This is a genomic window from Pelagibius sp., assembly GCF_028281305.1.
GTDB lineage: Bacteria > Pseudomonadota > Alphaproteobacteria > Kiloniellales > Kiloniellaceae > Pelagibius.
The window spans coordinates 36,718-44,579 of record NZ_JANQKD010000075.1; the positions used below are offsets into that span (position 1 = coordinate 36,718).

5 protein-coding genes are annotated in these 7,862 nt (G+C 67.8%); all 5 read left to right on the forward strand.

From position 1 onward, the window contains the following. Positions 1-62: 62 nt before the first annotated feature. Positions 63-2,042, forward strand: a complete 1,980-nt coding sequence (gene ftsZ, locus Q0982_RS14680) for a cell division protein FtsZ (RefSeq protein ID WP_299396764.1) — start codon at positions 63-65, stop codon at positions 2,040-2,042. 390 nt (positions 2,043-2,432) lie between these two features. Continuing rightward, the gene (gene lpxC, locus Q0982_RS14685) at positions 2,433-3,380 is read left to right on the forward strand and encodes a UDP-3-O-acyl-N-acetylglucosamine deacetylase (RefSeq protein ID WP_299396766.1); all 948 of its coding nucleotides are present in this window, start codon (positions 2,433-2,435) and stop codon (positions 3,378-3,380) included. Between the two features lie 306 nt (positions 3,381-3,686). Then, the gene (locus Q0982_RS14690; RefSeq protein ID WP_299396767.1) at positions 3,687-4,496 is read left to right on the forward strand and encodes an outer membrane protein assembly factor BamD; all 810 of its coding nucleotides are present in this window, start codon (positions 3,687-3,689) and stop codon (positions 4,494-4,496) included. 32 nt (positions 4,497-4,528) lie between these two features. Beyond that, positions 4,529-6,232 (forward strand): DNA repair protein RecN, encoded by a 1,704-nt coding sequence (gene recN, locus Q0982_RS14695; RefSeq protein ID WP_299396769.1) that lies wholly within the window; start codon positions 4,529-4,531, stop codon positions 6,230-6,232. 28 nt (positions 6,233-6,260) lie between these two features. After that, on the forward strand, positions 6,261-7,862 hold a 1,602-nt coding region (gene ligA, locus Q0982_RS14700), incomplete at its 3' end, for an NAD-dependent DNA ligase LigA (protein WP_299396770.1).

The window sequence follows — 7,862 nt, forward strand, 5'->3', positions numbered from 1 at the left end:
CGGCAAGGCCGGCTAGGGATTATCCCGAGATTTTCGAAAGTCTAGGGCGACTGGAGGCAGATATGACCCTTAACCTGAACGTACCTTCGACCACACCGGACCTGTCTCCGCGGATCACGGTGATCGGCGTGGGCGGTGCGGGCGGCAATGCCGTCAACAACATGATCCAATCCAATCTGGAGGGGGTCGAGTTCCTGATCTGCAACACGGACTCGCAGTCCCTCAGCCAATCGCTCTGCGAAAGGCGGATCCAGCTTGGCCGCAACATCACCCAGGGCCTGGGTGCCGGCTCGCGCCCGGACATCGGCCGCGCCGCCGCCGAAGAGGCGCTGGATGAGATCCTCACCGATCTGGAAGGCCAGCACATGGTCTTCATCACCGCCGGCATGGGCGGCGGCACCGGCACCGGCGCCGGGCCAGTGATCGCCCGGGCCGCGCGGGAGGCCGGCATTCTGACCGTCGGCGTGGTCACCAAGCCCTTCCATTTCGAGGGCGTGCACCGGATGCGTCTGGCGGAGTCGGGGATCAACGAACTGACCCAGTACGTCGACACGCTGATCATCATTCCCAATCAGAACCTCTTCCGCGTTGCCAACGAGAAGACGACCTTCGCCGACGCCTTCAAGATGGCCGACGACGTGTTGAACTCCGGCGTGCGCGGGGTCACCGACCTGATGGTGAACCCGGGCATGATCAACCTGGACTTCGCCGACATCCGCGCCGTCATGTCCGAGATGGGCAAGGCAATGATGGGCACCGGCGAGGCCGACGGCGAGAACCGGGCCGTCGGTGCGGCGGAGGCGGCGATCTCCAACCCGCTGCTTGACGACGTTTCCATGAAGGGCGCGCGGGGCGTGCTGATCAACATCACCGGCGGTATGGACCTGACGCTCTTCGAGGTCGACGAGGCGGCCAACCGCATCCGCGACGAAGTGGACCCGGAAGCCAACATCATCTTCGGTTCCACCTTCGACCAGTCGATGGAAGGCCGCATGCGCGTTTCCGTCGTGGCCACCGGGATCGACGTCGACGCCCAGACCCGGCCCAAGCCGATCACCCTCAGCGTCGTCGGCGGCCAGAAGCCGGCCTCCCAGCACGATGAGGGCCAAGGCAACCCGGACAGCGGCGCAGCAGTCGCAGCGGCGGCCAGCCAGAACGTGGCTGCACAGCCGGGCGGCAATCCGGGGCTCTTTGCCGAGACCCCGGCCGCCCAAACCACTGCTCAGGCAACGGGCCAGATGGCGGGCCAGCCGGCGGCGCCGGCAATGACCATCTCCGCCGGTCAGGCACCCGCGGTCGGAACTGCGGCACCGATGGTCGTCGGGCAGACTGCTCTCGCCCAGCCCGAGGTACAGGCGACCTTCGAGGCCGCCCCCGCACCCCAGCCGGCACCCCGGAGCGAGCCGGTGCGGGCCCGCATGGAGGCCGACAGCTTCATCGCACCGCCGCCGATGACGCCGGAGGCTGAGGCGCCGGATCAGCAGATCATCCACGCTGAACCGGATCCCTTCGCCGAGGCGGCCATCGCCAACGCGGTGCGGCCCGAGGCCAAGACCGTTGAAGGTCAAGCGGCCCAAAGCGGCATTGCCCAAACCGGCATTGCCCAAACCGGCACGGCGGCCCCGCCGCCGCTGAAGGAGACCCGCTACCCCTCCCTGGATAGCTCGGCTCCTGCTCCCATGCCGGCACCGGCTCCCGCGCAAAAGGCACCGGCCCCCAAGCGCGGCGGCCAGAGCCTCTTTGCCAAGGTTACCGGCGGCGCTGCGCGGGCGTTGCAGGCGGCCACCCAGGGATCGGACAGCGCGGCGCGGGCGGCCCAGGCCGGGCAGCCCCATCCGCAGCCGATGCCCCAGCCGGCCCCGGCGCGCGGCAGCAACATCGCCCAGCCGCAGCGGGAGACGCCGGCGGCCAGCCGCACCGCGCCGGCTGCCGGGGCGCAGCCGAACCTGGCCGGGCTCGACCCGAACGAGCGCATTGGCCAGAGCCAGGCGGAAGAGGATCTGCTGGATATCCCGGCGTTCCTGCGCCGCCAGGCCAACTAGCCCGCGCCGCCAGGCCAACTGGACAGGCTGCACAAGAGGCAAGAAATGCACGAAAAAGCGGCAGGAACCCGATGTGCAGCGCGGTAACATACTGTAACAAAGAGTGATTTGAGTACTTCAGGGGGACTTCTTATAGTCCCCCTAGTTGTTTTTGCGTAGGTCGATTCCGAGGGGGAATCCAACAAGGGAAGAGGCTGTTACCGGCTGGACGGGGTATCCCGGACGCATTGAAAACGGCCGAAATCGTGGCTTTGCCCGAGCAGACTGCGCTCTGCCTCATCACCGGGCACCCGCATGGGTGCCCTACATGGGTGCAATGGGGCGAAGAACAAAATTTGCGGCTGTTTGGGTCTGTGTAGGTAGATGAGTCCAAGGATTGAGACTGGCACTATGGTAAGCGATCGCGCCTCGGCGGGTACTCTCGTCCGCCAACAGACGCTGAAGAACTCCATCCACTGCTCGGGCGTGGCCTTGCACTCCGGTGCCAAGGTCAACATGACGTTGCATCCGGCCGAGGCGAACACCGGTATCGTCTTCCGGCGCACGGACGCGGACGGCGGATCCGAGGTTCAGGCCTTGTGGAGCAACGCCGTCGAGACCCCGCTCTGCACCACGCTGGTGGACGTCCGTGGCAACCAGATCGCCACCATCGAACACCTGATGTCAGCGCTGAGCGGCTGCGGCATCGACAATGCGGTGATCGAACTGAACGGGCCGGAAGTCCCCATCATGGACGGCAGCGCCGCGCCTTTCGTGTTTCTGATCGAGTGCGCCGGCGTGACCCTGCAGGACAGCCCGCGCCGGGCCATCCGCATCCTCAGCGAGACGACCGTTTCCGAGCCTCACCGCTCGGCCACGCTGTCGCCGGGGGCCGGCTACACCGTGGGCTTCGACATCGACTTCGGGGATACCCTTATCGGCCAGCAGGAGTGGTTCACCGAGGTCACGGAAAGCGCCTTCAAGCGCGACGTTGCGCGGGCCCGCACCTTCGGCTTCGTGCAGGACATCGAGCGGATGCGGGCCATGGGCCTGGCGCGCGGCGGCTCTCTCGACAATGCCATCGTGGTCAACGGCCAGGAGATCATGAACGAAGAAGGCCTGCGCTACGGCAACGAATTCGTCCGCCACAAGGTGCTCGATTCGATCGGCGACCTCTATCTGGCCGGCGGACCGATCATCGGCCATTTCCAGGGCGACAAGGCGGGCCACGCCCTGACCCTGCGCCTGCTCAACACCCTGTTCGCCGATACCGAAGCCTGGGAGTGGGCGGAAATCGCGGTGAGCAGCGGCCAGGCCGCTTCGGTACAGCCGGACCGCGCGGTAGCGGCACGGGCATAAGAGAGTTACGGGCCAAAAGACGTTTTCATGGTTTGGTGAGGGGCCTTTAGGGGCCAAGGATCGGCCCGGTGTCTTCGACGCCGGGCCGATCTCTTTTTTGCAGCCAGACCGCGGGTTTCGAGACCCACGAGGCTGCTTGAGAGACCCGCCGCGAGGACCTATAGTCAGGCGAGATCAAGTCAGGCGAGATCGGGTCAAGCGAGATCGCGGGGGGTTCGCGCGCCGAGGGCGGCAACCCCAACTACAGGTCGAGACCTTCGGGGTACGCGCAAGCACGCGTAGAAAGAGATGATCTTGAGAATCCTCATGTCCCGTTGCGGGGGCCCTTTGGGGCGCATTTCAGCCATTCTGTTGCTCGCCGTCTTCGCGGCGGCCTGCAGCTCCGACGAGCCGCCGGCCTACGTCGAACGGCCCGTCGAGGAGCTCTACAACGGCGCCCTGGATGCTTTGCAGGCCGGCGAATATGAGGAAGCCGCCCGGCTGTTTGACGAGGTCGAACGCCAGCACCCCTATTCCGCCTGGGCCTCCAAGGCGCAGTTGATGGCCGCCTATGCCTTCTATCAGGAAAACAGCTACGACGAGGCGATCAACGCCCTGGACCGCTTCATCGAGCTGCACCCCGGCAGCCCGGACGTCAGCTATGCCTATTACCTGAAGGCGATCTCCTACTACGAGCAGATCTCCGACGTCGGGCGCGACCAGAGCATGACCACGGAGGCGCTTAACGCGCTGGAGGAGCTGGCGCGGCGCTTTCCGACCAGCAAGTACACCCGCGATGCCGAGTTGAAGATCGATCTCGCGCTCGACCATCTCGCCGGCAAGCATATGGAAATCGGCCGCTTCTATCAGTCGCGCAGCGAATACCTGGCGGCCATCAACCGTTTCCGCACCGTGATCGAGCGTTATCAGACGACGACGCATGTGCCCGAGGCGCTGCACCGCCTGGTCGAGTCCTACATGGCGCTCGGCATCATCGACGAGGCGCAGGCGACCGCCGCCGTGCTCGGCCACAACTTCCCGGGCAGCGACTGGTACATCGACAGCTATGCCCTGCTGACCGGCGAGAACCTGCGGCCTGCGGAAAGCGAAGAGTCCTGGATTTCCAGCATCTTCTAAAAGAGGGGCCGGCGCTGCACCGGAACAGGTGAATGCTGGTTTCCCTTTCGATCCGCAACATCGTCCTGATCGAGAAGCTGGACCTGACCTTTGACGGCGCGCCCGGAGTGCGCGCCGAGCAGAACGACCGCGGCCTGGGCGTGCTCACCGGCGAGACCGGTGCCGGCAAGTCGATCCTGCTGGACTCCCTGGGCTTTGCCCTCGGCAACCGCGCCGACGCGAGGCTGCTGCGCGCCGGCGCCGAGCAGGCCAGCGTGACCGCCACCTTCGACATCGCGACCGGCCATCCGGTCTGGTCGATCCTGAAGGAGCAGGATCTCGAGATCGAGGATGCCGTCCTGATCCTGCGGCGTGTCCTCACCCAGGACGGCCGCAGCCGCGCCTATGTCAACGACCAACCGGCCGCCGCCGGGCTGCTGCGCCGGCTGGCCGACAGCCTGATCGAGATCCAGGGCCAGTTCGACCAGCGCGGCCTGATGGATGCTGCCACCCACCGCGGCCTGCTGGACGCCTATGGCCGCCTGCAGTCTAAAGCGCAGGCGGTGGCGCAGGCCTGGCGCGGCTGGCGCGACGCCGTGGCGGCCCGCGAAGCCGCCGCCCAGCGCATGGCCGAGGCGCAGCGCGACGAGGCTTTCCTGCGTCATGCGGTGGAGGAACTGACCGCCCTCGATCCGCAGCCCGGCGAGGAAGCGCGCCTGGGCGAGCAGCGCAATCGTCTGATGCACCGCGAGAAGCTGATCGAAGGCATCAATGCCGCACGCCAGGCGATCGACGACGAGGAGGCCGGCGCCGCCCTCGCCCTTGCCCGCGCCCAGCGCGCCCTGGAACGCATCGCCGAGACCGGCGGCGAAGCCCTGGCGCCGGCCATCGCGACCCTGGAGCGCGCCCTGCTGGAATGCGAGGAAGCGGCGGCCCAGCTCAATGCCTTTGCCGGCGACGTGGAGCTGGAGGCGGACAGCCTGGAGGCGGTGGAAGAACGCTTCTTCGCCCTGCAGGATATGGCCCGCAAGCATCACTGTGCCAGCGACGACCTGATTGCGCTGCGCGAAGACCTGGCCGCCCGACTGGCCGCCATCGACGGCGGCGAAGCCGAACTGACCGCGCTGGCCGAGCAGGCCGCCACTGCGCGGCGCAGCTATCTGAGCGCCGGCGAAGCCCTCTCGGAAGCGCGGCAGAAGGCAGCCAGACGCCTGGACAAGGCGGTCGCCCGCGAATTGCCGCCGCTGAAGCTGGAACGGGCACGCTTTGCCACGACCATCGCGCGGCTGGAAGAAGACGGCTGGTCCGCCCAGGGTCTCGACCGCATCGCCTTCGAAGTGGCGACCAACCCCGGCAGCGCGCCGGGGCCGATCGGCAAGATCGCCTCGGGCGGCGAACTGGCGCGCTTCCTGCTGGCGGTCAAAGTGGTGCTCGCCAGCATCAACCCGGAGCGCAGTCTGGTCTTCGATGAGGTCGACAGCGGCGTCGGCGGGGCTACCGCCCATGCGGTGGGCGAGCGGCTGGCGCGGCTGGCCGGCGACCGGCAGGTTCTGGTGGTGACCCACAGCCCCCAGGTGGCCGCGCGCGGTACCCAGCACTGGCAGGTCCGCAAGCAGCCGGCCGGGCGCCAGCTTGCCACCCGGGTGCAGCATCTGGCCGAGCCCGAACGCCGGGAGGAGATCGCCCGCATGCTCTCCGGCGCCGAGATCACCGACGAGGCGCGCGCCGCGGCCGACCGCCTCATCGGCGCCGCCTGACCCCACAACGCAGGACAAGCCGCCGCCAATGCCCAAACGCGCAACCGCGGAGAAAGACGTCGACAAACTAACTGCCGCCGAGGCCGAGGCGGAGTTGGCGCGCCTCGCCGCACTGATCGCCCAGCACGACAGGCTCTACCATGAGCAGGATGCGCCGATGATCAGCGATGCGGCCTACGACGCGCTGCGTCGGCGCAACGAGGCCATCGAGGCCCGCTTCCCGAAGCTGCAGCGCGCCGACAGCCCCAGCCTGAAAGTGGGTGCGGCGCCGGCGGCGGGCTTCGGCAAGGTGCAACACAGCATCCCCATGCTGTCCCTCGGCAACGCCTTCGCGCCGGAGGACGTGGCCGAATTCCTCGCCCGCATCGCCCGCTTCCTCGGCCTGGATGCGGAAGAAGGCGTGGAAGTCATGGCGGAGCCGAAGATCGACGGCCTCTCCTGCGCCCTGCGCTACGAGAACGGCAAGCTGATGCAGGGCGCCACCCGCGGCGACGGCACGACGGGCGAGGAGATCACCGCCAACGTGCGCACCATCGCCGATCTGCCCCAGAGCCTGAAAGGCAAGGGCTGGCCCGAGGTGCTGGAGGTCCGCGGCGAGGTCTACATGTCGCGCCACGACTTCGCGGCGCTGAACGAGCGTCAGGAGGCCGCCGGCGCCAAGGTCTTCGCGAACCCGCGCAATGCCGCCGCCGGCTCCCTGCGCCAGCTCGACCCCAAGATCACCGCGGCACGCCCGCTGCACTTTTTCGGTTACGCCTGGGGCGAGATCTCGGCGCCGCTGGGCGCCACCATGGCCGAAGCGCGGCAACGGCTGGCCGACTGGGGCTTTACCCTGAACGAACCGGCTGCGCTCTGCAGCGGCCTCGACGACCTGCTGGCCTACTACCAGCGCATCATGTCGGAGCGTGCCGAGCTGCCCTTCGAGATCGACGGTGTCGTCTACAAGGTCAACCGCCTGGACCTGCAGCAGCGCCTCGGCTTCGTCAGCCGCGCGCCGCGCTGGGCCGTCGCCCACAAGTTCCCGGCAGAACAGGCGGAGACCCGCCTCAACGCCATCACCATCCAGGTCGGACGCACCGGCGCTCTGACCCCCGTCGCCAACCTGGAGCCGATCTCCGTCGGCGGCGTGGTGGTGGCCCGCGCGACCCTGCACAACGAGGATGAGATCGCCCGCAAGGACGTGCGCGAAGGCGATCACGTGATCATCCAGCGCGCCGGTGATGTGATCCCCCAGGTGGTTTCCGCGGTCCTCGCCAAGCGGCCGAAGGACAGCAAGCCCTTCGTCTTTCCGACCACCTGCCCCTGCCCGCTGGCGACCCCGGTGGTGCGGCCCGAGGGCGAGGCCGTGGCGCGCTGCAGCGGCGGCCTGGAGTGCCCGTACCAGCAGGTACGGCGGCTGATGCACTTCGTCAGCCGCGACGCCTTCGACATCGAAGGCCTGGGCGTGGAGAACATCCAGGAGTTCTGGGACGCCGGGCTGATCAAGGCCCCGGCCGACATCTTCCGCCTCAGGGACCACCGCGCGGCGATTCTGGAGCGCGAGCGCTGGGCCGAGCAGTCCGTCGCCAACCTGCTGCAGGCCATCGAGGACAGGCGCCGCATCGGCCTCGACCGCTTCATCTACGCCCTC

Coding starts and splice junctions, on each gene's coding strand:
- Q0982_RS14690 (WP_299396767.1), top strand. CDS start 3,687: ATGTCCCGTTGCGGGGGCCCTTTGGGGCGCATTTCAGCCATTCTGTTG.
- ftsZ (WP_299396764.1), top strand. CDS start 63: ATGACCCTTAACCTGAACGTACCTTCGACCACACCGGACCTGTCTCCG.
- lpxC (WP_299396766.1), top strand. CDS start 2,433: ATGGTAAGCGATCGCGCCTCGGCGGGTACTCTCGTCCGCCAACAGACG.
- recN (WP_299396769.1), top strand. CDS start 4,529: ATGCTGGTTTCCCTTTCGATCCGCAACATCGTCCTGATCGAGAAGCTG.